This window comes from Paracoccus benzoatiresistens (assembly GCF_026913015.1).
In the GTDB taxonomy this organism is placed as follows: Bacteria; Pseudomonadota; Alphaproteobacteria; order Rhodobacterales; family Rhodobacteraceae; genus Paracoccus; species Paracoccus benzoatiresistens.
In genome coordinates, this window is the sequence record NZ_JAPTYD010000012.1 from 25333 (window position 1) to 49171 (window position 23839).

The window sequence follows — 23839 nt, forward strand, 5'->3', positions numbered from 1 at the left end:
TGCCATGATGACTTGTCGGCAACATAGGCGCACAAGCCTGCGGCAACAACGCGCGCGTGAGGCGCTGCCTAGAAGTTGACCGAGACGCCCGGCAGGTTCAGCTCCGCGATGAGGTCGCGCAGCTCCTGCCGCGCGGCGATGTTCGACATGGACAGCTGTTCCGTGCCGATGTCCTTCAAATCCAGAAGCGTCAGCCCGCGCGGAAACAGCTCGCGGAAGATGACGCGTTCCGAAAAGCCGGGCGCCACGCGAAAGCCGATGCGCTTGGACAGCGACTGCAGCGCGCCGCCGACCTTGCGCTTGTTGTGCATTGCCTGCGTCCCCAGCCGGTTGCGCAGCACCAGCCAGTCGATCGGTCCCGCGCCTGCGTGCGCGCGCATCTGCCGCGCCGACCAGACCATTTCGGCATAGATGGACGGCCCGAGGATCTTCCCCTCGGGCGACAGCCGCGCCAGCAGGTCGAAATCCACAAAGCTGTCGTTCAAGGGCGTGATCAGCGTATCGGCCAGGGTATGGGCCATCTGGCTCAGCTTCGTGTGTGAACCGGGGCAGTCCAGCAGGATGAAGTCGCAGGTGGCCTCAAGCGCGGCCAGCGCCGGGGAAAGGGGATCGCTGCCCTCGGCCATGGTGCCGATGACCGGCATGGGCAGGTCCAGGCCCTCGCGCTGCGCGAAACTGGCGCGGTTTTCCAGATATCGGCCAAAGCTGCGCTGGCGCACGTCCAGGTCCAGCCCGCCGACGCTGTGGCCCATGCGGACCAGGGCGGTCGCCACATGCATCGAGGTGGTGGACTTGCCGCTGCCACCCTTTTCGTTGCCCACAACGATGATATGCGCCACGACGCCGCCTCTTGCCGGTCTGTCCTCCGCGCGGACCCTAGCGATGTCCCCGCATGAAGGAAAGCGCCGCCACGCCGGGCGGGACAGTCTGATGCGCAAGGGGCGCGTTCCCGCCACATCTGCATGTTCTGCAAACGAAATCAATCTCGACTGACATGATAGATTTTTCTTGCGTCATGCCGGCGGGTCTGGCCTTATCAAGCCGAAGCCAACCCCGGCCATGGAGGAGACGACATGACCCCGAACTTCATCACCGGCCTTGTGATGTCCACCCCGACCACGGTTGCCGATCCGCTGGCCTTGTGGATGGACGATATTCCGGATGTCCGGCAGGATCTGGGCTTTGCCACCATCGCCATCGGTCCCCGCCAACAGGCCCAGGGTCCGGTCCTGCGCCACCTGCGCGACGGGCGCATCAGCATCGACGCGGGCGGTCGCGTCCTGACCGGCCACGGGGTCACGCCCCGGCCTGCCGCCCGCAGCCTTTGGGCGCGCATCAGCGGGCGGTCAAGCTGACGCGCCGGGCGATCACGGCCCTGCGCGCCCCTTGACCGGGTCACATGCGGCCCAGCATGTAGAATTCGTCATTGGCACGGAAATCGCCGGCATTGGCCATCCGGTTCGACATGCCGAAGAACGCGGCGATGGCGCCGATGTCCCAGATCTCGTCGCTGTCGAAACCGGCGTCCCGCAAGGCCTGATGATCTGAATCGTCGATCTGATGGGCGGCCAGCGTCACCTTTTCGGCATAGGACAACATCGCCCGCTGACGATCTGTCAGATCCGCCTTGCGCCAGTTGATCGCGACCTGATCGGCGACCAGTGGATTTTTGGCGCGGATGCGCAGGATCGCGCCATGCGCCACCACGCAGTACTGGCAGTTGTTGAGACCGCTGACGGCCACGACGATCATTTCCCGTTCCGCCTTGGACAAGCCTTCGTCCTTGTCCATCAGCGCCTGGTGATAGGCGAAGAAGGCGCGGAATTCGTCGGGCCGGTGGGCCAGCGCCAGAAAGACATTCGGCACGAAGCCGGATTTTTCGGCGACCTTGGCGATGGCCTCCTGCATGTCGGCGGGCAGCGCCGCAAGCTCGGGCACCGCAAAGCGGCTGATGGGGCGGGTCTGGGTCATGGGTTCCTCCGATCCCGCCACCTTGGCCTGCGGCCCGCGGACTGTGAAGGGGTCACTCGGCCCGCAAGGCGGCCACGGCGGCCTGCACCTTGGGCGTGCGGTTGAGATCGACATGAGTGACCAGCCACAGCCGCGATTCCCATTCGGGCAGCGCCATAACCTCGACCAGCCCCTCGGCGCGGGATGGCGACAAGGGGCCGATGGCAAGTCCCGCGCGGATGGCGGCTTCCCGCGCGGCGTCGTCATTGGCGGTCAGGACGATCTGCGCCCGATCGACCCTGCCCTGCAGCCAGCGCATCAATGGCGCATTGCGTGCCTGCGGCCCCGGCAGCGCCAGCGGATGGCCGTCCAGATCCGCGAGCGCCCCGTGGGCGGCTACATAGCCGGGCGAGGCATAAACGGCATGCCGCACCGTGCCCATGGGACGGACGACGTAATCGGGCTCGGTCGGCTGGCTGCCCGCGCGGATCGCGACATGCGCCTCGCCCGCGTCAAGGCGGAACAGGCGCGCATCGGTGACATAGTTCAGCCGCAGCCCGGGATGCTGGCGCATCAGCCGGATCAGCCGGGGCATGACCACATCGGCCAGTTCGGGCAGAGAGGTCACGACCAGTTCCCCCTCGATCCGGTCGCCACCGCCCGCGATCTGCGCGGCCAGTTGGGCAAAACGTTCGTCGGCATCGCCCGCGACCTTCAGCATGGCCTGCCCCGCCTCGGTCAGGGCATAGCCGCGCGGATGGCGCTGGAACAGCCTGACGCCCAGTTGCTGTTCCAGCCCGTCGATGCGGCGGATCACGGTGGCATGGTGGACGCCAAGCGTTTCTGCCGCGGCGCTCACGGTGCCGGTGCGCGCCACGGCAAGCGCGATGCGAAGGTCGTCCCAACTGTCGATGCTCATGTGCATCCTCGCACAGATACTGCGCGTTTATCGCCATTCCGTTCGATCATGCATAGACCTAAATCACCTTCAACGCAGCATCCCGGAACGGACCCGACCATGAACATCCTCCATATCGACAGTGCGATCACCGGCGAGGCTTCGGTTTCGCGCAAGCTGACCGCCGACATCGTGGCCAAGCTGAAGGCCGCCAATCCCGACACGGCCGTGACCTATCGCGACCTGAACAAGGGCGTGCCCGCCATCGACACCGACTGGTTCACCGCCGTCCGCACGACGCCCGAGAACCCGACGCCGGAACAGCAGGCGATCGTCGCCACCTCGGACGCCTACCTGGCCGAGGTTCAGGCCGCCGACGTGCTGGTGATCGGCCTGCCGATCTACAACTTCACCCTGACCGCGCAGCTGAAGAACTGGCTGGACCAGATCGCGCGGGCCGGCAAGAGCTTCCGCTATACCGCCGAGGGTCCGGAAGGCCTGCTGAAGGGCAAGCGCGCGATCATCGGCTATGCCGCCGCGGGCACGCCCATCGGGTCGGAATTCGACCACGCGTCCGGTTACCTGCGCTTCATGCTGGGCTTCCTGGGCATCACGGATGTCGAGTTCGTGGCGGCCGACCGGCTGGCCATGGACCGCGACGCGGGCCTGGCGCGCGCGCAAGAGGCGCTGGAAAAGCTGGCTGCCTGAGCCTATAGGTTTAACGAGTGTGACGGCCTGCGTTGACTCGCGGGCCGTTTTTTCGTATCAGCCCCCGGATTCCCGGAAGGATTGGCCTTCCGGTCCCTGCCACGCGCGGGGATCGCCCCCCGTCAGCGCGTTGCGCCCACGGGGGCAATACTGTTTTGGACCGAAGGAGGCCCGGCGATGTTCGAGAACCTTTCCGACCGTTTGGGCGGCGTCTTCGACCGGCTGACCAAGCAGGGCGCCCTGACCGAGGATGACGTGACCGCCGCCATGCGCGAGGTCCGCGTGGCCCTGCTGGAGGCGGACGTCTCGTTGCCGGTGGCGCGCAACTTCGTCAAGGCGGTGACCTCCAAGGCCACCGGGTCGTCCGTCACCAAGTCGATCACCCCCGGCCAGCAGGTCGTCAAGATCGTCCACGACGAGCTGATCAAGGTCCTGCAGGGCGACGACGCGCCCGACGCCCTGCGCATCGACAATCCGCCCGCGCCGATCCTGATGGTCGGCCTGCAGGGCTCGGGCAAGACCACCACCACCGCCAAGCTGGCCCTGCGCCTGAAGGACCGCGAGAAGAAGCGCGTGCTGATGGCCTCGCTGGACACCAACCGCCCGGCCGCGATGGAGCAGCTGGCGATCCTGGGAAGCCAGATCGGCGTCGATACCCTGCCCATCGTGCCGGGCCAGAGCGCGCCGCAGATCGCGCAGCGTGCCAAGCAGCAGGCCGCGCTTGGCGGCTATGACGTGGTGATGCTGGACACCGCGGGCCGGCTGCACATCGACCAGGCGCTGATGGACGAGGTTCAGGCCGTTCGCGACATCGCGCAGCCGCGCGAGACCCTGCTGGTGGTCGATGGCCTGACCGGCCAGGACGCGGTGAACGTCGCGACCGAATTCGACCAGAAGGTCGGCGTCTCGGGCGTGGTGCTGACCCGGATGGACGGCGACGGACGCGGCGGCGCGGCGCTTTCGATGCGCGCGATCACCGGCAAGCCGATCCGCTTCGTGGGTCTTGGCGAAAAGATGGACGCGCTGGAAACCTTCGATGCGCAGCGCGTCGCGGGCCGCATCCTGGGCATGGGCGACATCGTGGCCCTGGTCGAGAAGGCCCAGCAGGTGCTGGAGGTCGAGCAGGCCGAGCGCATGATGAAGCGCTTCCAGAAGGGTCTGTTCAACATGAACGACCTCAAGGGCCAGCTTGAACAGATGCAGAAGATGGGCGGCATGCAGTCCATCATGGGCATGATGCCCGGCATGGCCAAGATGGCCAAGCAGGCCGAGGCGGCGGGCATGGACGACCGCGCCATCGCCCGGCAGATCGCGCTGATCAATTCGATGACCAAGAAGGAACGCGCCAATCCCGACATGCTGCAGGCTAGCCGCAAGAAGCGGATCGCGGCGGGCGCCGGCATGGACGTGTCCGAGCTGAACAAGCTTCTGAAGATGCAGAAGCAGATGGCCGACACGATGAAGAAGCTGGGCAAGATGGGCAAGGGCGGCATGCTGAAGCAGGCCATGCGGGCCATGACCGGCAAGGGCGGCGGGTTGCCCGACATGGAGAACTTCGACCCCGCCAAGATGGCCGAGGCGCAGAAAATGCTGCAGGATCCCAAGGGTCTGGGCGGCCAACTGGGCAAGGCCGGGCTCCCGGGCGGGCTGTCGGGGCTGTTCGGAAAGAAATGATGGCCCTGCAGGACGATCCCGTCACCCAGGCAGCGATCCTGCTGAGCGAACACCGCGCCAGCATCGACCGGCTGGATGCGATCCTGGTCTATACCCTGGCCGAGCGCTTCAAGCACACCCAATCCGTCGGCCGCCTCAAGGCCGACTACGATCTTCCGCCGTCCGACCCTGCCCGCGAAGCGCAGCAGATCGAGCGGCTGGAACGCCTCGCGCGCGAGGCCGACCTGGACCCGGAATTCGCGCGCAAATTTCTGAACTTCGTGATCGCCGAAGTCATCCGGCACCACGAAACCTTTCAATCTTAAGGGGCCCTGCCCCGCACCCGCCATTCAAAGGAGAAAACCAATGGCAACGAAAATCCGTCTGGCCCGTGGCGGCAGCAAGAAGCGCCCGCATTACGCCATCGTTGTGACCGACTCGCGCATGCCGCGCGACGGCCGCTTCCTGGAAAAGCTGGGCACCTACAACCCGCTGCTGGCCAAGGACAGCGAAGACCGCATCAAGCTGGACCTGGACCGCGCCAAGCACTGGCTGGACCAGGGCGCGCAGCCGACCGACCGCGTGGCCCGCTTCCTGGAAGCCGCCGGTGTTCGCGAAAAGGCCACCCGTGCCAACATGAAAAAGGCCGAGCCGGGCGCGAAAGCCAAGAAGCGCGCCGAGGAGAAGGCCGCGAAAGCCGCCGCTCCGGCCGACGCCGAGTGATCCGATCGGGCGGGGGCAAACCCCGCCCTTCTCGTCTGAAGGGGGCCGCATGTCACAAGACCGCATCTGCGTGGGCGCGATCGCCGGGGCCTTCGGGGTCCAGGGAGAGGTGCGGCTGAAAAGCTTTTGCGCCGAGCCTTCCGATATCGCGACCTATGGCCCCCTGACGACCGAAGATGGCAAGCGCAGCTTCACCGTCCGCCTGACCCGCGCCGTCACCGGCGGCCTTGGCGCACGGCTGTCGGGCGTTGCCACGCGCGAGGATGCCGAGGCCCTGAAGGGCGTCACCCTCTGGGCGCCGCGAAGCGCGCTGCCCTCGCTTCCCGACGATGAATTCTATCACGCCGACCTGATCGGGCTTGAGGTCGTCGATACCGGCGGCGTCGTCCTGGGCCGGGTCCGCGCGATCTTCGACCACGGCGCGGGCGACATCCTGGAGGTCGTCGGCGGCAAGGACGTGCTGCTTCTGCCCTTCACCCGCGCCGTCGTGCCCACCGTGGACCTGACCGCGCGCCGCATCGTGGCCGACCCTCCCGTATCAGACGAATGACCGACACGCCCAAATCCCACGGACGGCTGTCCATCACCGCCAGCCTGCGCCCGCGCGAACTGATGGCGGAACCGCAGGTGCAGGGCGCTTGGACCGCCAGCATCGTCACCCTGTTCCCCGAGGCCTTTCCCGGCATCCTGGGCCTGTCGCTGACCGGCAAGGCCCTGGCGCAAGGCCTGTGGAACCTGCGCACCATCCCCTTGCGCGACTTCGGCATCGGCAAGCACCGCAACGTCGATGACACGCCCGCCGGCGGCGGCGCGGGCATGGTGATCCGCGCCGACGTGATGGACGCCGCCCTGCGCGAGGCCCGCCAGGGCCCGCCGCGCCCGGTGATCTATATGTCCCCGCGCGGCACGCCGCTGACGCAAGCACGCGCCCGCGACCTGGCGCAGGGCAATGGCGTCACGCTGATCTGCGGCCGCTTCGAGGGTGTGGACCAGCGCGTCCTGGACGCCCACGATGTCGAGGAAATCAGCATCGGCGACTATGTCCTGACGGGCGGAGAGATCGCCGCTCAGGTCTTGATCGACGCGACGGTTCGCCTTATACCGCGCGTGCTGGGGAATCACGACTCTCTGGCCGAGGAATCCTTTTCCATCGGCAACAGGGGTCTGCTTGAGGCCCCCCAGTTCACGAAGCCCGCCCAATGGGAAGGCCGCGAGATACCGGAGGTTCTGCTGTCCGGCAATCACGCGGCCATTCATCGTTGGAGGGCGGAGGAGGCCGAAAGGCTGACAAAGGAACGCCGCCCCGACCTGTGGCGGGCATACCAGGACGGTATGGACCCGGCAAAGGACCGACAGCTCTCGGGCGCATCAGACCAATCGCGGAACCGCCGCGAGCATGACAAGGAACCCAGGCGATGAACCTGATTGCAGAACTCGAAGCCGAGCAGATTGCCTCGCTCGGCAAGAATATCCCGGATTTCAAGGCCGGCGACACCGTGCGCGTCGGCTACAAGGTGACCGAAGGCACGCGCTCGCGCGTCCAGATGTATGAAGGCGTCTGCATCTCGCGCAAGGGCGGCAGCACCATCAGCGCCAGCTTCACCGTGCGCAAGATCAGCTTCGGCGAAGGCGTGGAGCGCGTGTTCCCGCTGTATTCGACGAACGTCGACTCGATCGAGGTCGTGCGCCGCGGCAAGGTCCGCCGCGCCAAGCTGTACTACCTGCGCGACCGTCGCGGCAAGTCGGCCCGGATCGTGGAAAAGACCAACTATCGCCCGCTGTCCGACGCGAAAGCCTGAGGGTTCTACCGATGAGAAAAGATATCCACCCCGACTACCACACCATCGAAATCAAGATGACCGATGGCACCACCTACCAGACCCGTTCGACCTGGGGTTCGGAAGGCCAGACCATGACGCTGGACATCGACCCCACGGTGCACCCCGCCTGGACCGGCGGCTCGGCCAAGCTGATGGACACCGGCGGCCGCGTGTCGAAGTTCAAGTCGAAATACGCAGGCCTGGGCTTCTGATAGCCCCAGCCACGGAAATGCGAAACGCCGCCCCTTCGGGCGGCGTTTTTCATGTCCAGGCCTGCCGCCTTGCTTCTTCTTCACGCAAATATCCCACAGGGGGTCTGGGGAACGTGAAGTCCCCCAGACATCGCGGGACGCAAGTCACGCCGCCTCGGCCCCAGGTTTCACCAGCGCCACGATATCCATCATGATGGCGTTCAGCTGGAAATCCTTGGGCGTATAGACGCGGGCGACCCCCATGGCGCGCAGGCGTGCCGCGTCCTCGTCCGGGATGATGCCGCCGACGATGACCGGGACATGATCCAGACCCGCCGTGCGGATGCGCGCCATCAGGTCCTCGATCAGCGGCAGGTGGCTGCCCGACAGGATCGACAGCCCCACGACATGGGCGTCTTCTTCCTGCACGCGCGCCACGATCTGCTCGGGCGTCAGGCGGATCCCTTCATAGGTGATGTCCATGCCGCAGTCGCGGGCGCGAAAGGCGATCTGCTCGGCGCCGTTGGAATGACCGTCCAGCCCCGGCTTGCCCACGACGAATTTCAAACGACGGCCCAGGCGCGCACTGACGGCATCGACCGCCTCGCGGATCTCCTCCAGCCCCTCGGTGCGGTTGGACGGGCTGGCGGATACGCCGGTCGGGCCGCGGTATTCGCCATGCACCTGCCGCATGACGCCCGCCCACTCGCCGGTCGTGGCGCCTGCCTTGGCGGCGGCGATGGACCAGGGCATCACGTTCTCCCCCCGCGCCGCAGCGTCGCGCAATGCGCCAAGCGCCCGTTGCACCGCATCTTCGTCGCGGGCCTCGCGCCAGGCGCGAAGCCGGGCGACCTGATCCTGCTCCACCGCCGGATCGACCACCATGATGCCGCCGTCCCCCGCTGTCAGGGGCGAGGCCTCGCCCCCCTGCCAGCGGTTCACGCCGACCACCACGGTTTCGTTCGTCTCGATCCGGTTCAGGCGTTCGGCATTCGACTCGACCAGCCGCGCCTTCATGTAGTCGATGGCCGCGATCGCCCCGCCCATCTCGTCCAGCAGGCGCAATTCGTCCAAGGCACCCTGCTTCAGTTCCTCGACCTTGGCGGCGATGACCGGGTTGCCATCGAACAGGTCGCCATATTCCAGCAGGTCGGTCTCGTATGCCAGGATCTGTTGCATCCGCAGCGACCATTGCTGGTCCCAGGGACGCGGCAAGCCCAGGGCCTCGTTCCAGGCAGGCAGTTGCACGGCCCGCGCCCGCGCGTTCTTCGACAAGGTGACCGCCAGCATCTCCAGCAGGATGCGATAAACGTTGTTCTCGGGTTGCTGCTCGGTCAGGCCCAAACTGTTCACCTGCACGCCATAGCGGAAGCGGCGGTATTTCTCGTCCGCGATGCGATAGCGGTCGCGCGTGATCTCGTCCCACAGCTCGGCAAAGGCGCGCATCTTGCACATCTCGGTGACGAAGCGGATGCCCGCGTTCACGAAGAAGCTGATGCGGCCCACCATCTCCGGGAAACCTTCGGGGGGAACCTTGCCCTTCAGGTCGTCCAGCACGGCGATGGCGGTCGCAAGAGCATAGGCCAGCTCCTGCTGCGGCGTCGCGCCCGCCTCCTGCAGGTGATAGGAACAGACGTTCATCGGGTTCCACCTGGGCAGGTGTTCCCGCGTATAGGCCGCCACATCCGTGATCATGGCCAGCGAGGGCTTTGGCGGGCAGATATAGGTGCCGCGCGACAGGTATTCCTTGATCAGGTCGTTCTGGACGGTCCCCTGCAGCCGGGCAATGTCCGCGCCCTGCTCCTCGGCCACGGCGATATAGAGCGACAAAAGCCAAGGCGCCGTCGCGTTGATCGTCATCGAGGTGTTCATCTGTTCCAGCGGGATTTGATCAAACAGCGTCCGCATGTCACCCAGATGGCAGATGGGCACGCCGACCTTGCCCACCTCTCCCCGCGCCAGGATGTGGTCGCTGTCATATCCGGTCTGCGTCGGCAGGTCGAAGGCCACCGACAGCCCGGTCTGCCCCTTGGCCAGGTTACCCCGATACAGCGCATTCGATTTCTCGGCCGTGGAGTGACCCGCATAGGTGCGGAACAGCCAGGGTTTGTCCTTCTCGACCATGCGTCTCCTCGCAACAATATTTCTTATCAAAATCCGATACCGAAACAATCGTGCTGCGTCAATTCGCTGCGGTGCGGAATGTTCCGATTGCGCACCATCTGGTCGGCCCGTATCCTCAGCCTGGTTCTTCCTTTGTCGCGGCACCCTTGTTTAAGCATTTGTTTCCAGTTCGCGATGGCGTCTACGCCATCGATACCATTCGCGCCGCCGCCATTGTGCTGGTTGTCCTTTACCATGTGATTGGATCGGATCCGGCGGCAGGCCTCGAGATAGCTCCTCCTCATCCGCTACGGAGTCTGGCGGACATCCTGAACGAGATCCATATGCCGGTCTTCGCGGCGATATCGGGCCTTGTCTATGCCATGAAACCGGCAAGCTGGTCGGGCCTGCTGCCTTTCCTGTGGAAAAAGCTTCTTCGCTTGGCCGTGCCGGGAATGGTTGCAACGATCACCTTCGCAGTCGCGCTTCAGTTCGTCGCGACAGGTTTCACACTGCCGTCACCCTTGTGGCATCTTGCTGTCTATCCCTTTGTTCATTTCTGGTTTCTCCAAGCATTGATGGTGGTTCTGACCCATACCGCAATTGCTGATGCCTTGACGCGTGGCCATTCGGCCTGGCCTACGTTGCTCCTGGGATCGGCCGCGCTCTCGACCGGTTTTCTTCCCGGAACCAGCTTAATGGCTTTCAACGGCGCGGTATGGCTGCTGCCTTATTTTGCGCTCGGCCAGCTTCTGTGGCGATATCGAAGCCGGGTCGAGGAGCGGAAGGGATTCATCTGCATCCTTGCGGTCCTGGGGATCGCGGCAGGGCTAGGTGCCGACATCTTGCAGATAAATGCGTCCGGAGGCGTAAACCCCCACCATTCTGCGCCGGAAAACTTCCTGCTTTCCATGGGCGTCTGCCTGGGCATCGTTGCGATCCCGGCATTGGGCTGGATCGCGTGGTTGGCCGCTCCATCCTTCGTGATCTATCTTTACCACCCTTTGGCCACCTCGGCGACACGCCGGCTCCTGGCAGCCCTGGGCATCGAGCATAACGGCATTCACATTGTGCTTGGCGTGATTGCCGGCGTCGCATTGCCCTTGGTCATATATGTGGCTGCAACGCAGCATTTCCTGGGAGAGCGGATTGTACTTGGACAGAATGACAGAAAGCTGAACGACATAAAATTACCAAAAACATATACATCCTATTGCAATGTTGCGCATCAGCCCATACCACTTAGCATCAGACAGCCGGCGCTTCTGCGCCGCAGCAGATGTGAAGGAGAAGCCGATGGCCCTTGACGCCCCGCCCTCAATCGCGCCCTATGACGCGCCCATCAAGGACCTGTATGACCTTGGAGAAATGCCGCCACTGGGCCATGTTCCGGCCAGGATGCATGCCTGGGCGATCCGTCGCGAGCGTCAGGGTGAACCCGACAAGGCCATGCAGCTCGAGGTCGTGGAGACCCCCAGCATCGACAGCAACGAGGTGCTGGTCCTGGTGATGGCGGCAGGCGTCAACTACAACGGGATCTGGGCGGGGCTTGGCATTCCGATCAGCATGTTCGACGTCCACAAGCAACCCTATCACATCGCGGGATCCGACGCCTCGGGGATCGTCTGGGCCGTGGGCGACAAGGTCAGGCGCTGGAAGGTCGGCGACGAGGTCGTGATCCACTGCAACCAGGACGACGGCGATGACGAGGAATGCAACGGCGGCGACCCGATGTATTCGCCCACGCAGCGCATCTGGGGATACGAGACCCCCGACGGCAGCTTCGCGCAATTCACCCGCGTCCAGTCCCAGCAGTTGATGCCCCGCCCCCGACACCTGACGTGGGAAGAATCGGCCTGCTATACGCTGACGCTGGCCACCGCCTACCGGATGCTGTTCGGGCACGAGCCGCACGAGCTGAAGCCCGGCATGAACGTGCTGGTCTGGGGCGCGTCGGGGGGCCTTGGATCCTATGCCATCCAGCTGATCAACGCGGCGGGCGGCAATGCCATCGGCGTCATCAGCGAAGAAGACAAGCGCGACTTCGTCATGGGCCTGGGGGCCAAGGGCGTGATCAACCGCAGGGAGTTCAACTGCTGGGGTCAGCTGCCCACCGTGAACACGCCCGAATACAAGGAATGGTTCAACGAGGTCCGCAAGTTCGGCAAGGCCATCTGGGACATCACCGGCAAGGGCAACAATGTCGACATCGTCTTCGAACATCCGGGCGAGGCGACCTTCCCCGTCAGCACCTTTGTCTGCAAGAAGGGCGGCATGGTGGTGATCTGCGCGGGGACCACCGGCTTCAACTGCACCTTCGACGTGCGCTATCTGTGGATGCACCAGAAGCGCATCCAGGGATCGCATTTCGCGCATCTGAAGCAGGCAAGCGCGGCCAACAAGCTGATGCTGGAACGCCGCCTTGATCCCTGCATGTCCGAGGTCTTTCCCTGGGCCGAAATCCCGGCCGCGCATGTGAAGATGATGAAGAACCAGCACAAGCCAGGCAACATGGCCGTTCTGGTGCAGGCGCCGACCACGGGCCTGCGCACCTTCGAGGATGCGCTGGAGGCCGGCCGCCAGCTTTGACGCCAGGCGGGGCAGACACCGGGGCCGCCGGCGGGCAGCCCCGTCAGGACCCCGCACCAGCGCGCGGCGGGCTCAGGCTTCGGCCTGCCGCTGATCGACCACGTGGCACTTCCATTCCCGCACTGTTTCCTTGGGATGGCTGTCCAGCCATCTGGCAATTTCCTGCTGGCCGTGGACCATGCAGGCCATCATGCTCATGTCGATGAAAACCAGGCTGCGATCCTGGCAACTGGCAGGTTCGACCGACAGGCAGCTTACAAACAACAGTTCGATCACCGGATCATCCTTTCCGTTTCTCCCGGCCTGACCTCCCCGGTCTTCAGGATAGGGAAAGCTTCTCGCGCAGGCGTGATTCCGACGTGAATTCGCCATCGATTGCTGGCGCTGCATCCAGATTGGACGCAGCCGGGGCTGATGTGGCGCGGCCTTGACCAGCGGGCGGACAAGCCCGGTTCAGATCGCGGCGTCGTCCTGCCCGGCGGGACGGCATTTCCAGGCGGTCACCTGGTCGTCGGGATGCGTTTCAAGCCATCGCGCCAGTTCGCTCTGGCCGTCCAGCAGGCAGGTGAAAAGGCCGTTCTGCTCCTCGAACAGCAGGCTGTGTTCGGTGCAGCGCTGCGGGTCGGAGATCAGGCAGGTAACAAAGAACAGCTCGATCATCGGCGTTCCTTTCGGTGATCAGCAAAGACCCCTCAGCGCCGAAAAAGTTGCATGGGCAATCGCTGCCGCGCGCGATACAGGAGAGGCATGACCGTTTCCGCCCCCACCCTGTCCCCCGACCAGGCCGATGCCTGGGATGCCCTGGCCGAGACATTCGGCGCGGCCGGCATCGACCTGATCGCCGAGGAGGTGCAGCCCCCGCAACCCGGCAAGGGCCGCGTCATGGCGGTGATCGGCAAGGCGGGCTCGGGCAAGACGCTGCTGCTGTCGCAGATCACCAAGGCCCTGCGCGGCGCGGGGGTCGAGGTGGTCAGCGGCGATTACGAAGGCCGCCGCCGCAAGGACCGGCGCAGCGTGGCGATCCTGGCGCCGACCAACAAGGCGGCCTTCGTGCTGCGGATGCGCGGCGTGCCGGCAACCACGATCCACCGGATCCTTTATACCCCCGTCTATGACCCGGAATATGAAAAGCTGGCCGAGTGGCTGACCGGCGCCGGCGACCGGCCCGCGGTCGAGGGCATGACGGATGTCGCGCTTGACCGGGCCAAGGCCTTCTTCGACCAGCACGCCTCGATCCCCGGCGCCCTGGCGGCGGCGGGCCTGCGCGGCTCGGACTTCATCCGCGGCTGGAAGCGGCGCGAGGATGCGCTGGACGTGGGGCTGATCGACGAAGCATCGATGCTGGACGAAAAGCAGTTCGAGGATCTGCGCGAGATCTTTCCGATCCTTATCCTGTTCGGCGATCCGGCGCAGCTTGCCCCCGTGGGCCAGTCGGGCGAGATGGTGTTCGAGAAGCTGGCAGCCAGCCAGCGGCTTGTCCTGAACCGCATCCACCGCCAGGCAGACGACAGCCCGATCCTGGATCTGGCCCATGCGCTTGCCGATGACAGCCTGACCTTTGACGGCTTCGAAAGCATGATCCGCGCCGCCGCCCGCAAGGACGACCGGGTGGTCTGGGCCGAGCGGGTCGAAAGCGACCTGATGGCGCGCAGCCCCGTGCTGGTCTGGCGCAACGCCACCCGCATCCGGCTGATCCATGCCTTTCGCGCCGCCTATGGCGCGCCGGGCGATGCGCTGCTGCCCGGAGAGCCGCTGATCTGCGACGGGCTTGAACTGCCCCTGAAGCACCGCAAGAAGCGCATCGACCTTGAGGCGCGGGGCCTTATCAAGGGCGCGCAGGTGGTCTATCTGGGACCGGGCCGCCAGCCCGGCTTTTCCCGCCTGCACGTGATCGGGGCCGAGGATCCGCGCCTGTCGGCCGCCAGCATCGTCAAGATCGAGCTGCCGGACGAGGAAGAGCCCTTCATCCCCTATGCCGCCCGCATGGGCGCGACCTTCCTGCATGGCGCGGCAGTGACGATCCACAAGTCGCAAGGGTCGCAGTGGCCCGAGGTGCAGGTCTTCGGCCCCGACATCTCGGCCGCCGCATGGTCGAACCGAAGCGAGGCGGGCATTCCGTTGTGGAAGCGGCTGACCTATGTCGCGATCACCCGCGCGCAGGAACGGCTGCTCTGGGTCACGAAGTCGCGGCTGGCCCGCCCCACCGCGCCGCTTGGAACGGCTGACCTGGACGCGCCCGTCGCGGACCTGGCGCTGGCGGCCGAGGAGGAGTGAGCCGGCCTGCGTCCCGCGATGAGCGGGGGGCCAGGCGGAAAGACCCGCTATCTGTTCGTGCGCCGGTGGTCCAGGCGTTCGATGGACAGGCGCAGAGCCTCGACCAGGGCCTCCTTGGGGATGCCGGTTTCCTGGGACAGGCGCATGATCCCGAAATGGACGCGGGCCAGTTCCTGGTAATAGCGCGCGAAGGTATAGTTGATCGACGCGCCCACCACGGCGCCGAAGATCGGGGCGGCCTGCGCCGCCAGCTTCTGGCCCATCGACACCGACAGGCGCGGCGCGACGCGGCTGATCAGTCCCTGCACGGTCTGCCCCGTCACCGACAAACGCGCCGCCAGCAGGCCCATGTCGGTCGTGTCATCCTCGGCCATGGGTCCGGCGGCGGCGAAGATGCGCAGGCACTCCATGCGCACCTCCTCGCTTTGGGGATCCAGGCCGTGCTCGGCGGCGATGTCCAGCATCGCGCGCAGAAGCAGGGTGATCGTCACCGGCAGCTCGATCATCGCGCCGGCAAAGCCGCCCATGCCCCCCGCCGCCCCGCTGACGGTCGAGGCCATGCGGTTGAACCAGTCTCCCCGGTCGCGCACCATCCGGCGCGACGTGCTGGCCGCCGCGAAGGCCCGGCCAAGCGCCGAACGGGTAAGGCGGTCCATACGGTTGCGGACAAAGGCGGGCAGCTTCTCGACCAGGCCCTCGGCGCTGTTGCCGACGATGGCCATGACCTCCATCCCCAGGCCGCCGGCATCCAGATAGCGCCGCGCGAGGCGGTCGATCTGGGCATGGACGGACGGGTCATTGATCGGTGGAAGCACCAGCTGCGGATTGGTCGCCATCGATATCCTCTCTTGGGTGATCGACCGTGATGCAGGCCGACAGGACATTGGCGCCGCGCGACATTTCCGCCATGCCCTCCAGCACGCCGGGCGAGGTCTCGCGCATCACCGGCCCTTCCACACCAACCCAGGCGCCGGGGCGAAGTTCCAGTCCCAGCACCCGGTCGGGATTCGTGGGCGGCGGCATGACGACGTGATCCAGCCGCGAAAATCCGAAGCGGCCGTAATAGGGCGCATCGCCCACCAGCAGCACCCTGCCCCATCCAAGCCGCCGTGCCCGGGCAAGGCTGTCGCGCATCAGAAGGCCGCCCAGGCCTTCCCCCTGCGCGGTCGGATGGACCGCGATCGGGCCCAGCAGCAGCACCGGCCTGCGCGCCACGCGCACCGGCCAGAAGCGGATGGCGGCCAGCAGGATGTCCGACGGATCACGCAGCACCAGGCACAGGTCGGCCACCCTGGGCACGCCCTCGCGCAGGCGATAGGACGACAGCGCGGTCCGGCCCGGCGCGAAACACAGGTCGTAAAGGGCCTCGACCTCGGGCTCGTCGGCGGCTGTCTCGGGGCAGATCTCGAACATCGCGCCTCCTTGGTTCGGCGGCCCCTTAGCATGGGTGTCCGGGTGATGAAACCGGCACCGGCCATTGCGGGTCCGCGCGGCTGATGGCAGGTTGGCGCGGCGCATCAACAGGAGGCCCGCGATGTTCTACCGCCCCGAGGCAGGCCACGGGCTGCCCCACAATCCCTTCAACGCGATCATCGCGCCCCGGCCGATCGGCTGGGTTTCGACCCGCGGCACGGCTGGCGACAACTTGGCCCCTTATTCCTTCTTCAACGCGGTCGCCTATGTGCCGCCGCAGGTGATGTTCGCCTCGACCGGCGCCAAGGCGGATCGCCAAGGCACCAAGGACAGCGTCGCGCAGATCATCGAGACCGGGGTGTTCTGCGTCAACATCGCGACGGGCGACATGCGCGACCAGGTGAACGCCAGTTCGGCCCCTTTGCCCGCCGGGACCAACGAATTCCAGGCCGCGGGGATCGAGGCCGCGGAATGCGAAACCATCGACTGCCCGCGCGTGGCCAGCGCCGCCGCCGCCCTTGAATGCCGCATGACCCGCATCCTGCCCTTGGCGGGCAAGGCGAACTATGCCGTTTTCGGCGTGGTGACGGGCGTGCATCTCCGCGACGATTGCGTGGTGGATGGCCGCTTCGATCCGCGTGCGGCCGGCGGCTGGATTGCACGCCTGGGCTACAAGGATTATGCCGCCGTCCAGGACTTGTTTGAAATGGACCGCCCCGCATGATCCGAAACGTCAAGGATTACATCCGCACCATTGCCGACTTCCCGCACGAGGGGATCATGTTCCGCGACGTGACCACGCTGTTTGCGGACGCACGCGGCTTCCGCATGGCGGTGGACCAGCTGCTGGCCCCCTATGCGGGCGCGCGGATCGACAAGGTCGTGGGGCTCGAGGCGCGCGGGTTCATCCTTGGCGGCGCGGTGGCGCATCAGCTTTCCACCGGCTTCGTGCCGATCCGCAAGAAGGGCAAGCTGCCGGGCGCGGTAATCTCTCAGGCCTATCAGCTGGAATATGGCGAGGCCGTGGTCGAGGTCCATGACGACGCCCTGAAGCCGGGCGAACGGGTGCTGATCGTGGACGACCTGCTGGCGACCGGCGGCACGGCGGCGGCGGGGATCACGCTGTGCGAACGGTTGGGGGCAAAGGTGGTGGGCTGCGCCTTCGTGATCGACCTGCCGGACCTGGGCGGGCGGCGGCTGCTGGAAGGCCTGGGGCATGAGGTTCATGCGCTGACCCGTTTCGATGGGGATTGACGTAGGGTGCGTGCTTGCACGCACCCTACGCCAGGATCACCCCCGGGTTCATGATTCCCGCCGGATCCAGCGCGTCCTTGATCGCGCGCATGGCGCCCAGTCGCGCGGGATCGCCCCAACGGGCCAGATCCGCCGCCTTCAGCCGCCCGACCCCGTGTTCCGCCGAAAACGACCCCCCACGAGCGACGACCATCTCGTGCACCGCGCGGGACAGGTCGCGGCGAATGGCGTCATAGGCGTCGCGGGTCTTCCCCTCGACCGGGAACAGGTTGAAATGCAGGTTGCCGTCGCCCAGATGGCCGAAGCAGTTGATGCGCAGATCCGCCATGCCCGCCAGCATGGCGCTGGCATCCCGGATGAAGCGGGCGATTTCCGACAAGGGCAGGCTGATGTCGTGGCTGGCGATGGCGCCGACATGGCGGTTGGCCTCGGGGATCGTTTCCCGGATCGCCCACAGCTCGGCCGCCTGCTGGCCGGATTGCGCGATCACGCCGTCGCTGACCAGACCGGCCTCGGTGGCATCCGTGAACAATACTTCCAACGCCTCATCGGCGGAAAGGCCGGCGGGCAGGCCGACCTCGACCAGGACCAGCCAGTCGGGGCGGGTGGCGAAGGGCTGGCGCAGGTCGGGGAAGGCCACGTCCAGGAAACGCAGCCCCTGCCCCGAGATCAGCTCGAACGCCGTCACGCCGCCCGCCATGCGCGCCTGCGCCAGTGACAGCAGGGTCAGCGCGGCCTCGGGCGATTCCACGACCATCATCGCGACACCGGTTTCGGCAGGCACCGGAGCCAGCACCAGGGATGCGGCGGTGATGATGCCCAGCGTTCCCTCGGCCCCGATCAGCAGGTCACGCAGGTCATAGCCGGTGTTGTCCTTCCGGAGCCGCTTCAGGTCATGCATGATCTGCCCCTGCGGCAGGACGGCCTCGACCCCCAGGCACAGGGCGCGCGCATTGCCATGACGCAGCACGTTCACGCCCCCCGCATTGGTGGCCAACAGGCCGCCGATCTGCGCGGTTCCTTGCGAGGCCAGCGCCAGCGGGAACTGCCGCCCGGCCTTGGCCGCGGCCTCGCGGACCTGTTGCAGGGTGGCGCCGGCCTCGACCACGATCACGCCTTCCTCGGGATAGACATCGCGGATCCGGTTCATCCGCTCCAGCGACAAGACCAGGGGCACCGCGCCGTCCGGCATCACCTGCCCGCCGACCAGGCCGGTGCCGCCGCCGCGCGGGACGATGGGCACGCGGGCCTTTTCGCAAGCGCGGACGATGGCCGCGACCTCCTCGACATCGCGGGGGGCGGCGACCAGCCCGGCCTGCCCGCGAAAGCGCCCGCGCGGTTCCTCCAGATAGGCGGGGGCGATCTCTCGCATGACGCCCTGGGGCAGCAGGCGGGCCAAGGCCTCGGTCGCGGGGTTCAGCATCGTCTCTCCTTCAGCGGGCATCCGAGCGGCCGCGCCGGTCGCTGCGCAGATTGGCGTAAAGCACATGGTTTCGCCAGCGCCCGTCGATCTGCAGATAGCTTTGGGCCACGCCTTCGTACTTGAAGCCCGATTTTTCCAGAACCCCGCGCGAGGCGGCGTTTTCCGGCAGGCAGGCCGCCTCGACCCGGCTCAGATCCAGGGTGGTGAAGGCGTAATGGACCAGGGCGCCGATCGCCTCGCCCATATAGCCCTGGCGCGCATAGGGCTGGCCGATCCAATAGCCGATGGTGCCCGATTGCGCCGGGCCGCGGCGGATGTTGTCCAGCGTGATGGCCCCCAGCAGCACCCCGTCACGGCGGACCAGGAACAAGGGCAGCGCCGTGCCGCCCCGGCTGGCCCGCGCGGCCCAGTAGACGCGGTTGACGAAGCTCTTGCGGGACAGGTGGTCGGGCGACCAGACGGGCTCCCAAGGGGCCAGGAAGTCGCGGCTGGACTGGCGCAGCGATGACCAGGCGCGGAAATCCGCATGGGCAGGCAGGCGCAGCACGATCCGTTCGGTTTCCAGCCTCACGGGTCGCCTTTGCAGGAACATCAGGCGGCAAGCCTTTCGGCCAGCGCATCGCGCGCAGGCGCGGCCTTGACCGGACCATAGAGCGCCAGCGCCGGGCGGGCCTGCGCGATCAGCCCTTCGGCATGGGCGCGCACCTCGGCCACGGTGACGGCGGCGATGCGGTCCGCGACCTCGGCGGCATCGGGCACCCTGCCCCAGATCGCCAATGTCCGCGCCATGCGCTCGGCCTGCGAGGACGGGCTTTCCAGCGACATCAGCAGGCTTGCGCGCAACTGCGCCTTGGCGCGGGCGACCTCGGCCTCGGTCATGTCCTCGGCGGCGCGCTTCGTTTCGTCGATGGTCAGGGTGGACAGGGCCGCCAGATCCTCGGCCCCCGTCCCGGCATAGATGGTCAGCATGCCCGTATCGTCATGGAAGCCCGACTGCGCGAAGATCGTGTAGCACAGCCCCCGTTCCTCGCGGATCTTCTGGAACAGGCGCGAGGACATGCCTCCGCCAAGCGCCGAGGAAAAGATCTGCGCGGCATAGAAATCACTCGCCAGATAGCCCGGACCTTCCAGGGCCAGCGCGAAATGGGCCTGTTCCAGACGCTTGACCTTGCGGGTTTCCAGGCCCTGCCAGCGGGCGGCCTCGCGCGGGGCCTGTGCGACAGGGGCCAGGTGCCCGAAGGCGCGTTCGGCCAGCCGCACGATGCGGTCGTGATCGACCGCGCCCGCTGCCGCCACGATCATCTGGCCGGGGCCATAGTTTTCGGCGACAAAGCCCGCCAGATCGGCGCGGCCAAAGCTGCTGACCCGTTCGGCAGGGCCAAGGATGGTGCGGCCCATCGGCTGGTCGGGATAGGCGGCCTCTTGCAGCCAGTCGAAGATGATGTCGTCGGGCGTATCCATCGACTGCCCGATCTCCTGCAGGATCACGCCGCGCTCGACCTCGATCTCGCGCTCGTCGAAGATCGGGTTCAGCACGATGTCGGAAATCACGTCGAAGGCCAGATCGACGTCGTCTTCCAGCACGCGCACGTAATAGGCCGTCGCATCGCGCGAGGTATAGGCGTTGATGTAGCCGCCCACATCCTCGATGGCCTCGGCGATCTGCAGGGCCGTGCGGGTCGCGGTGCCCTTGAAGGCCATGTGCTCCAGGAAATGCGCGATGCCGTTCTGTTCGTGGCGTTCGTTCCGCCCGCCTGCGCTGACCCACACGCCAAGGGCCGAGGAATGAAGCCCTGGCATCAGGCGCGTGGCGACGCGCAATCCGTTGGGCAGGGTCGTGACGTGCAGGTTGGGGTCTTTGTTCACTGGGTTCTCCGGTCAAGGATCAGCGATTTAAGCGCCTGCACGTCGTTTTCAACCCGCGTCACGCGCTCGGGCAGGTCGAACAAGGTCGCCATGTGCGGCGGCAGGGCGGGGCGGATGCCGATGGCGGCTTCAACCGCGTCGGGGAACTTGGCCGGATGGGCGGTGGCCAGCGTCACCATCGGCACGCCCGGCTCGACATGCTGGCGCGCGACAGCCACGCCCACGGCGCTGTGCGGGCAGAGGATCTCGCCCGTCTCGGCGCGGATGGTGCGGATCATGGCCAGCGTCTCATCCTCGCCGACGCGGCCCGACAGGTATTGCTCGCGCAACGCCTGCAGGGCGCCCTGGCTGATGGTGAAGCCGCCCGCTTTCAACTCCTCCATCAACTGCCCGATTGCCGCGGCATCGCCGCCATAAGCCAGATACAGCGCCCGTTCGAAGTTGGAGCTGACCTGGATGTCCATCGACGGGCTGATCGAGGGTTTGACCGTGCCCACCCGGTATTCGCCCGTGGTCAGGGCGCGGTGCAGGATGTCGTTCTGGTTCGTGGCCACGATCAGGCGGCGGATCGGCAGGCCCATGGCGCGGGCGATGCTGCCTGCGAAGATGTCGCCGAAATTGCCGGTGGGCACGGTGAAATCCGTTTCGCGCATCCCCAGGCTGGCGCAGGCGGTGAAGTAGTAGACGATCTGCGCCACCACGCGCGCCCAGTTGATGCTGTTGACGCCCGCCAGCCCCACCTGGTCGCGGAAGGCATGGTCGTTGAACAGGTCCTTCAGCCGCGCCTGGCAGTCGTCGAAATGGCCGGTCACGGCCAGGGCATGGACATTCGCGGCCTCGGGCGTGGTCATCTGGCGGCGCTGGACCTCGGAAACGCGGCCATGCGGGAACATGATGAAGACGTCCACATTGTCGATGCCCTTGAAGGCCTCGATGGCGGCGCTGCCGGTATCGCCCGAGGTGGCGCCCACGATGGTGATCTTCTGGCCAGACCATTTCAGCGCGATCTCGAACAGCTGCGCGATCAGCTGCATGGCGAAGTCCTTGAAGGCCAGCGTCGGCCCGTGGAACAGCTCCAGCAGGTGATGGCCGGGGGCAAGCTGGCGCAGCGGCGCCTTGGCCGTATGCTCGATGCGCGCATAGGCGCGGTCGATGGCGCCGCGCAGTTCGCCGTCCGTGAAGCTGTCGCCGGTGAAGGGGCGAATGACGCGGAAGGCGACCTCCTCGTAGGGCAGGCCGTCGAGGTCGCGCAGTGACGTGAAGGCGGGGATCGTCTCGGGCAGGTACAGGCCCCCGTCGCGGGCCAAGCCCGACAGCATCGCCTGTTCGAAGTTCAGCACCGGGGCCTGACCCCGTGTCGAGACGTAGCGCATCACGTATCCCTCAGTATTTCCGCTGCCTGATACGCCAGATCAGGGCCACTGTCATCCCTGCCCAGGTCGCCGCGATCAGGAACCACTGGACGGCATAGGACAGGTGGTTGTTGGGTATGCCCTCGACCGCGACGGGGATCGGCGCGATCCCTTGGGCATTGCCCTCGACGAAGCTGGCGACGACCAGCACGGGTTCGGTATCCAGCGCCTCGGCCATGGCGGGCACGTCGCGGGCGAACCAGATGTTTTCGTCCAGGTTGGGTTCGGGCGTGGCGCTGCCCTTTTCATCGGGCCAATGCAGGTTGCCGCGCACCACCAGCCGCGTGGGACCGCGTTCGACGTGGCGCAAGTCCTGCGGCACGAAGCCCCGGTCCAGCAGGATCGCGCGCCCGTCGTCGGTGATGAAGCGCGAGACCACCTGATAGCCGCCGCCCTGTTCGCGGGTGTGGGACAGGACGTCGATCTCGGCCCCCGTGGTGGTCCCGCTGACCGTCACCGGCAGGTACTTCATCGACGGATCAATCTTGGCCGGCAAGGGCACGGGATCGGCGTCGATGCCGGTCTCGATCCGGGCGATCATGTCCTCCTTCCACTCCATCCGGCGCAATTGCCACAGGCCAAGCTGGATCAGGATCGCGCAGCCGACGATGCCGAGGATCAGGGGAAACAGGATGCGGCGCATGAGGATGAAGCCCGTCGCAAAGAAAAACGCGCGGGTCGGGTCCCGCGCGTCGCATTTCGGCAGAAAAGGGGATCAGCTGCCCCAGACATAGACCACGGCGAACAGGAACAGCCAGACCACATCGACGAAGTGCCAGTACCAGGCGGCGGCCTCGAATCCGACATGCTTGTCCTGGCTCATCTGGCCGTTCAGCAGGCGCAGCAGGCAGACCGCCAGGAAGATCGTCCCGACGATGACATGGAAGCCGTGGAAGCCCGTCGCCAGGTAGAAGGCGCCGGCATAGGCGGTCTCGGACAGGCCGAACTGCGCGTGGCTGTATTCGTAGGCCTGCAGGATCGAGAAGACGACGCCCAGGATCACCGCCACGATCAGCCCGTTGATCGTGGTCTTGCGGTCGTTGTCATGGACCAGCGCATGGTGCGCCCAGGTGACGGCCACGCCGGACAGCAGCAGGATCAGCGTGTTGATGAACGGCAGGTGCCAGGGGTCGAAGGTCACGATCCCCTCGGGCGGCCAGACGCCGTCCTTGATCGGGCTTTCCGGCCCCATCGGATACATGGCCTGCTTGATGAAGTTCCAGAACCAGGCGACGAAGAACATCACCTCGGAGATGATGAACAGGATGAAGCCGTATTGCAGGCCGATCCGCACCACGGGGGTATGGTCGCCCGCCTGGCTTTCGCGGACCACGTCGGCCCACCAGCTGTACATCACGTACAGCACACCGACAAAGCCGATCAGGAACAGCCAGGGGCCACTGGCCGGGATGCCCAGCAGGTGAACCTCGCCCGCGTGCATCCAGCCTACCGCGCCATACAGCATCAGGAAGGCGGCGATGGCGGAAACGAAGGGCCAGATCGACGGCGGAAGGATATGGTAATCGTGGTTCTTTGCGTGCGCCATGAGCTGTCCCCGTCGG

At 66.2% G+C, this 23839-nt stretch carries 27 protein-coding genes and 1 pseudogene; 14 read left to right on the top strand and 14 right to left on the bottom strand.

Going from position 1 to position 23839, the window contains the following annotated elements:
* Positions 1–68: 68 nt before the first annotated feature.
* Positions 69–839, bottom strand: coding sequence for a division plane positioning ATPase MipZ (locus tag OU682_RS10700; RefSeq protein WP_268942106.1), 771 nt, complete (start codon positions 837–839; stop codon positions 69–71).
* A gap of 234 nt (positions 840–1073) precedes the next feature.
* Here OU682_RS10700 and OU682_RS10705 point away from each other — a divergent pair, with 234 nt between their 5' ends.
* Positions 1074–1355: a hypothetical protein gene (locus OU682_RS10705; RefSeq protein WP_268942107.1), complete on the top strand. Its 282-nt coding sequence runs from the start codon at positions 1074–1076 to the stop codon at positions 1353–1355.
* Between the two features lie 40 nt (positions 1356–1395).
* On the opposite strand, the gene OU682_RS10710 is transcribed toward OU682_RS10705, so the two are convergent.
* Complete coding sequence (locus OU682_RS10710) at positions 1396–1971, bottom strand: peroxidase-related enzyme (protein ID WP_268942108.1); 576 nt, start codon at positions 1969–1971, stop codon at positions 1396–1398.
* Between the two features lie 52 nt (positions 1972–2023).
* Entirely contained in the window at positions 2024–2869 is an 846-nt protein-coding gene (locus OU682_RS10715) for a LysR family transcriptional regulator (RefSeq protein ID WP_268942109.1), read from the bottom strand.
* A gap of 99 nt (positions 2870–2968) precedes the next feature.
* Here OU682_RS10715 and OU682_RS10720 point away from each other — a divergent pair, with 99 nt between their 5' ends.
* The 8 genes from OU682_RS10720 (at position 2969) to rpmE (ending at position 7964) form a co-directional block, all read left to right on the top strand.
* Complete coding sequence (locus tag OU682_RS10720) at positions 2969–3556, top strand: FMN-dependent NADH-azoreductase (RefSeq protein ID WP_268942110.1); 588 nt, start codon at positions 2969–2971, stop codon at positions 3554–3556.
* Between the two features lie 177 nt (positions 3557–3733).
* Complete coding sequence (gene ffh, locus OU682_RS10725) at positions 3734–5230, top strand: signal recognition particle protein (protein WP_268942111.1); 1497 nt, start codon at positions 3734–3736, stop codon at positions 5228–5230.
* On the top strand, positions 5230–5535 hold the full coding sequence (locus OU682_RS10730; protein ID WP_371832234.1) for a chorismate mutase: 306 nt from the start codon (positions 5230–5232) through the stop codon (positions 5533–5535). Before ffh ends, OU682_RS10730 begins: the two co-directional genes overlap by 1 nt.
* A gap of 40 nt (positions 5536–5575) precedes the next feature.
* A complete protein-coding gene (rpsP, locus tag OU682_RS10735) occupies positions 5576–5932 on the top strand; it encodes a 30S ribosomal protein S16 (RefSeq protein ID WP_268942114.1) in 357 nt (118 codons plus the stop codon).
* A 49-nt stretch (positions 5933–5981) separates the two neighbouring features.
* Complete coding sequence (gene rimM / locus OU682_RS10740) at positions 5982–6482, top strand: ribosome maturation factor RimM (protein WP_268942115.1); 501 nt, start codon at positions 5982–5984, stop codon at positions 6480–6482.
* Positions 6479–7351 carry a tRNA (guanosine(37)-N1)-methyltransferase TrmD gene (gene trmD, locus OU682_RS10745; protein ID WP_268942116.1) on the top strand — a complete coding sequence of 291 codons (873 nt, stop codon included), beginning with the start codon at positions 6479–6481 and terminating at the stop codon, positions 7349–7351. The genes rimM and trmD overlap by 4 nt, the downstream gene beginning before the upstream one ends.
* Complete coding sequence (gene rplS / locus OU682_RS10750; RefSeq protein ID WP_268942118.1) at positions 7348–7731, top strand: 50S ribosomal protein L19; 384 nt, start codon at positions 7348–7350, stop codon at positions 7729–7731. Before trmD ends, rplS begins: the two co-directional genes overlap by 4 nt.
* An 11-nt stretch (positions 7732–7742) precedes the next feature.
* A complete protein-coding gene (gene rpmE / locus OU682_RS10755) occupies positions 7743–7964 on the top strand; it encodes a 50S ribosomal protein L31 (RefSeq protein WP_268942120.1) in 222 nt (73 codons plus the stop codon).
* A gap of 144 nt (positions 7965–8108) precedes the next feature.
* Here the strand turns inward: rpmE and OU682_RS10760 are convergent, their stop codons facing one another.
* Positions 8109–10067: an ethylmalonyl-CoA mutase gene (locus OU682_RS10760; protein WP_268942121.1), complete on the bottom strand. Its 1959-nt coding sequence runs from the start codon at positions 10065–10067 to the stop codon at positions 8109–8111.
* 50 nt (positions 10068–10117) lie between these two features.
* Between OU682_RS10760 and OU682_RS10765 the strand changes: the two genes are divergently transcribed.
* Entirely contained in the window at positions 10118–11353 is a 1236-nt protein-coding gene (locus tag OU682_RS10765) for an acyltransferase family protein (protein WP_268942122.1), read from the top strand.
* On the top strand, positions 11343–12635 hold the full coding sequence (gene ccrA, locus OU682_RS10770) for a crotonyl-CoA carboxylase/reductase (RefSeq protein ID WP_268942123.1): 1293 nt from the start codon (positions 11343–11345) through the stop codon (positions 12633–12635). Before OU682_RS10765 ends, ccrA begins: the two co-directional genes overlap by 11 nt.
* Before the next feature lie 72 nt (positions 12636–12707).
* Here ccrA and OU682_RS10775 read toward each other — a convergent pair whose 3' ends face one another.
* Both OU682_RS10775 and OU682_RS10780 read right to left on the bottom strand, forming a co-directional pair.
* Positions 12708–12911: a hypothetical protein gene (locus OU682_RS10775; protein WP_268942124.1), complete on the bottom strand. Its 204-nt coding sequence runs from the start codon at positions 12909–12911 to the stop codon at positions 12708–12710.
* A gap of 177 nt (positions 12912–13088) precedes the next feature.
* Positions 13089–13295 carry a hypothetical protein gene (locus OU682_RS10780; protein WP_268942125.1) on the bottom strand — a complete coding sequence of 69 codons (207 nt, stop codon included), beginning with the start codon at positions 13293–13295 and terminating at the stop codon, positions 13089–13091.
* 87 nt (positions 13296–13382) lie between these two features.
* Here OU682_RS10780 and OU682_RS10785 point away from each other — a divergent pair, with 87 nt between their 5' ends.
* Entirely contained in the window at positions 13383–14909 is a 1527-nt protein-coding gene (locus OU682_RS10785) for an ATP-dependent DNA helicase (protein WP_268942126.1), read from the top strand.
* 47 nt (positions 14910–14956) lie between these two features.
* Here the strand turns inward: OU682_RS10785 and OU682_RS10790 are convergent, their stop codons facing one another.
* Entirely contained in the window at positions 14957–15745 is a 789-nt protein-coding gene (locus tag OU682_RS10790) for an EcsC family protein (RefSeq protein WP_268942127.1), read from the bottom strand.
* Between the two features lie 94 nt (positions 15746–15839).
* Positions 15840–16322, bottom strand: a pseudogene (locus OU682_RS10795) (GNAT family N-acetyltransferase); the annotation flags it as partial.
* A gap of 121 nt (positions 16323–16443) precedes the next feature.
* Here OU682_RS10795 and OU682_RS10800 point away from each other — a divergent pair.
* Positions 16444–17046, top strand: a complete 603-nt coding sequence (locus OU682_RS10800; RefSeq protein WP_268942128.1) for a flavin reductase family protein — start codon at positions 16444–16446, stop codon at positions 17044–17046.
* Positions 17043–17576, top strand: a complete 534-nt coding sequence (locus OU682_RS10805) for an adenine phosphoribosyltransferase (protein WP_268942129.1) — start codon at positions 17043–17045, stop codon at positions 17574–17576. Before OU682_RS10800 ends, OU682_RS10805 begins: the two co-directional genes overlap by 4 nt.
* Positions 17577–17601: 25 nt before the next feature.
* Here the strand turns inward: OU682_RS10805 and OU682_RS10810 are convergent, their stop codons facing one another.
* The 6 genes from OU682_RS10810 to OU682_RS10835 all read right to left on the bottom strand — a co-directional run bounded on the left by OU682_RS10810 (position 17602) and on the right by OU682_RS10835 (position 23823).
* Positions 17602–18999, bottom strand: a complete 1398-nt coding sequence (locus OU682_RS10810) for an FAD-binding oxidoreductase (RefSeq protein WP_268942130.1) — start codon at positions 18997–18999, stop codon at positions 17602–17604.
* 10 nt (positions 19000–19009) lie between these two features.
* Positions 19010–19591 (bottom strand): GNAT family N-acetyltransferase, encoded by a 582-nt coding sequence (locus tag OU682_RS10815; protein ID WP_268942131.1) that lies wholly within the window; start codon positions 19589–19591, stop codon positions 19010–19012.
* Entirely contained in the window at positions 19591–20865 is a 1275-nt protein-coding gene (locus OU682_RS10820) for a M16 family metallopeptidase (protein ID WP_268942132.1), read from the bottom strand. The genes OU682_RS10815 and OU682_RS10820 overlap by 1 nt, the downstream gene beginning before the upstream one ends.
* Positions 20862–22238 carry a threonine synthase gene (thrC, locus tag OU682_RS10825; RefSeq protein ID WP_268942133.1) on the bottom strand — a complete coding sequence of 459 codons (1377 nt, stop codon included), beginning with the start codon at positions 22236–22238 and terminating at the stop codon, positions 20862–20864. The genes OU682_RS10820 and thrC overlap by 4 nt, the downstream gene beginning before the upstream one ends.
* A gap of 10 nt (positions 22239–22248) precedes the next feature.
* Positions 22249–22920, bottom strand: coding sequence for an SURF1 family protein (locus OU682_RS10830; RefSeq protein WP_268942134.1), 672 nt, complete (start codon positions 22918–22920; stop codon positions 22249–22251).
* A 72-nt stretch (positions 22921–22992) separates the two neighbouring features.
* Positions 22993–23823 carry a cytochrome c oxidase subunit 3 gene (locus OU682_RS10835; protein ID WP_268942135.1) on the bottom strand — a complete coding sequence of 277 codons (831 nt, stop codon included), beginning with the start codon at positions 23821–23823 and terminating at the stop codon, positions 22993–22995.
* Positions 23824–23839 lie beyond the last annotated feature (16 nt).

Coding starts and splice junctions, on each gene's coding strand:
- OU682_RS10705 (WP_268942107.1), top strand. CDS start 1,074: ATGACCCCGAACTTCATCACCGGCCTTGTGATGTCCACCCCGACCACG.
- OU682_RS10710 (WP_268942108.1), bottom strand. CDS start 1,971: ATGACCCAGACCCGCCCCATCAGCCGCTTTGCGGTGCCCGAGCTTGCG.
- OU682_RS10715 (WP_268942109.1), bottom strand. CDS start 2,869: ATGAGCATCGACAGTTGGGACGACCTTCGCATCGCGCTTGCCGTGGCG.
- OU682_RS10720 (WP_268942110.1), top strand. CDS start 2,969: ATGAACATCCTCCATATCGACAGTGCGATCACCGGCGAGGCTTCGGTT.
- ffh (WP_268942111.1), top strand. CDS start 3,734: ATGTTCGAGAACCTTTCCGACCGTTTGGGCGGCGTCTTCGACCGGCTG.
- OU682_RS10730 (WP_371832234.1), top strand. CDS start 5,230: ATGGCCCTGCAGGACGATCCCGTCACCCAGGCAGCGATCCTGCTGAGC.
- rpsP (WP_268942114.1), top strand. CDS start 5,576: ATGGCAACGAAAATCCGTCTGGCCCGTGGCGGCAGCAAGAAGCGCCCG.
- rimM (WP_268942115.1), top strand. CDS start 5,982: ATGTCACAAGACCGCATCTGCGTGGGCGCGATCGCCGGGGCCTTCGGG.
- trmD (WP_268942116.1), top strand. CDS start 6,479: ATGACCGACACGCCCAAATCCCACGGACGGCTGTCCATCACCGCCAGC.
- rplS (WP_268942118.1), top strand. CDS start 7,348: ATGAACCTGATTGCAGAACTCGAAGCCGAGCAGATTGCCTCGCTCGGC.
- rpmE (WP_268942120.1), top strand. CDS start 7,743: ATGAGAAAAGATATCCACCCCGACTACCACACCATCGAAATCAAGATG.
- OU682_RS10760 (WP_268942121.1), bottom strand. CDS start 10,067: ATGGTCGAGAAGGACAAACCCTGGCTGTTCCGCACCTATGCGGGTCAC.
- ccrA (WP_268942123.1), top strand. CDS start 11,343: ATGGCCCTTGACGCCCCGCCCTCAATCGCGCCCTATGACGCGCCCATC.
- OU682_RS10780 (WP_268942125.1), bottom strand. CDS start 13,295: ATGATCGAGCTGTTCTTTGTTACCTGCCTGATCTCCGACCCGCAGCGC.
- OU682_RS10785 (WP_268942126.1), top strand. CDS start 13,383: ATGACCGTTTCCGCCCCCACCCTGTCCCCCGACCAGGCCGATGCCTGG.
- OU682_RS10790 (WP_268942127.1), bottom strand. CDS start 15,745: ATGGCGACCAATCCGCAGCTGGTGCTTCCACCGATCAATGACCCGTCC.
- OU682_RS10800 (WP_268942128.1), top strand. CDS start 16,444: ATGTTCTACCGCCCCGAGGCAGGCCACGGGCTGCCCCACAATCCCTTC.
- OU682_RS10805 (WP_268942129.1), top strand. CDS start 17,043: ATGATCCGAAACGTCAAGGATTACATCCGCACCATTGCCGACTTCCCG.
- OU682_RS10810 (WP_268942130.1), bottom strand. CDS start 18,999: ATGCTGAACCCCGCGACCGAGGCCTTGGCCCGCCTGCTGCCCCAGGGC.
- OU682_RS10815 (WP_268942131.1), bottom strand. CDS start 19,591: ATGTTCCTGCAAAGGCGACCCGTGAGGCTGGAAACCGAACGGATCGTG.
- thrC (WP_268942133.1), bottom strand. CDS start 22,238: ATGCGCTACGTCTCGACACGGGGTCAGGCCCCGGTGCTGAACTTCGAA.
- OU682_RS10830 (WP_268942134.1), bottom strand. CDS start 22,920: ATGCGCCGCATCCTGTTTCCCCTGATCCTCGGCATCGTCGGCTGCGCG.
- OU682_RS10835 (WP_268942135.1), bottom strand. CDS start 23,823: ATGGCGCACGCAAAGAACCACGATTACCATATCCTTCCGCCGTCGATC.